This is a genomic window from Moorena sp. SIO3H5, from assembly GCF_010692395.1.
Lineage (GTDB): Bacteria > Cyanobacteriota > Cyanobacteriia > Cyanobacteriales > Coleofasciculaceae > Moorena.
Map to the genome: position 1 here is coordinate 1 of NZ_JAAHHS010000777.1, position 1,255 is coordinate 1,255.

2 protein-coding genes are annotated in these 1,255 nt (G+C 35.1%); one reads left to right on the forward strand and one right to left on the reverse strand.

The window, feature by feature from the left end; translation table 11 throughout:
* Window positions 1–122: 122 nt before the first annotated feature.
* The gene (locus tag F6K52_RS36445; protein WP_293090127.1) at window positions 123–866 is read right to left on the reverse strand and encodes a transposase family protein; all 744 of its coding nucleotides are present in this window, start codon (window positions 864–866) and stop codon (window positions 123–125) included.
* 56 nt (window positions 867–922) lie between these two features.
* On the opposite strand from F6K52_RS36445, the gene F6K52_RS36450 reads away from it, so the two are divergent.
* Complete coding sequence (locus tag F6K52_RS36450; RefSeq protein WP_293090130.1) at window positions 923–1,048, forward strand: hypothetical protein; 126 nt, start codon at window positions 923–925, stop codon at window positions 1,046–1,048.
* The last annotated feature ends 207 nt before the right edge of the window (window positions 1,049–1,255 follow it).

Consider the following 1,255-nt stretch of genomic DNA (forward strand, 5'->3'; position numbering starts at 1 on the left):
TATTAGACCTCTCCAAAAACTTGAAAGTCTCTCAGTAACTGCTTTTCAGCTCTCAAATTGACCAAGTCAATTTTACGTTAAATTAACGCTATAATAGGCTTTACGAAGCTATTGATGTTAATTTAGCGATGCAGCGCGGTCTTGGGGGTTTCCCCCATGAGCGACTGCATCAAGACAGCACCAAAAGTATGAGCAAATACAACCTCAATTGTTTCAGTACTTTCAGAAGCTTTTATTACTTGTAATACTAAGGCTCCTGTTCTCAATCTTACTAAACCGCATATTGTCAAAATTACCTCAGAATATTTACTAGAATTTAGGCGAAACCTTTCTCCCGCTATTTTAAAAATTTTCACCAATCTAATTACATGTTCTACAAATATTCTGTTTGAAGAGAATAACTTATTATCTTTCTTTTGCTGTGGAGTTAATTCACCATTCTTTGGCTTTTTGTGGGGAGTTCTTATTTGTTGTTCTCCTAAATAAGCTTTGTCTCCACTCAGTCGCTGTTTATCATCAAATTTTGCTAAACGTTCTCGACAAATATTTATGTCACTTTTGGGGCCAGGTTTGCCGACCACTACGTCCACAATATCTTCCCCTTTTGGCAAGACAATAAATTGGTTTTTAAATGTATGATTTTTCTTCTTACCAGAATAGAAAATTTTTTGCTGATTATAATCTTTTGGTCTTTCTCTGACTTGTTCAGCGCTATCTACTATTAACTCATACTCAGTCAAAGCTTCCCGAATTATCTCCGACTCTTCTTCGCACTTTTTTACTTGTTCTAGTAAAGAAGCTGGTAAAGCTTCTCTGAAAAGAGATTGCCAGTAGTTAAAAGTAGAGTTTGCTGTCGATTCGCTCACCTGAAACTGTAGTCCTAAAAGTTGAAAGTTTATGTGATGTCGTAAGTAGATTAGCGATGCAGCGCGGTCTTGGGGGTTTCCCCCATGAGCGACTGCATCAAGACAACGTCAAGACTATTTGGTCTTCAATTGATAATTTTTGTGAAGCACCTCCCCCAGGCTTAATTAGCCTGACTTTTTGATTTTGAATTTTTTCTTGATGTTGATGATGTAATAACTTGGCTTGTTCTATCAGTTGAGAGAGTTGTTCATGATTTATTCCTACCAATCGTTTAGTTTGTTTAGGATTTTTTTTAATATAATTCCAAGTGTAGCTCATTTTGAAGTTAATAAAAATTAGTTATATTTTTATTATTATACCATAAATTTATTTTTTGGAGAGGTCTATT

What these genes read in the sequence shown, in the direction of transcription:
- F6K52_RS36450 (WP_293090130.1), top strand. Translation starts at nt 923, where the DNA reads ATGCAGCGCGGTCTTGGGGGTTTCCCCCATGAGCGACTGCATCAAGAC.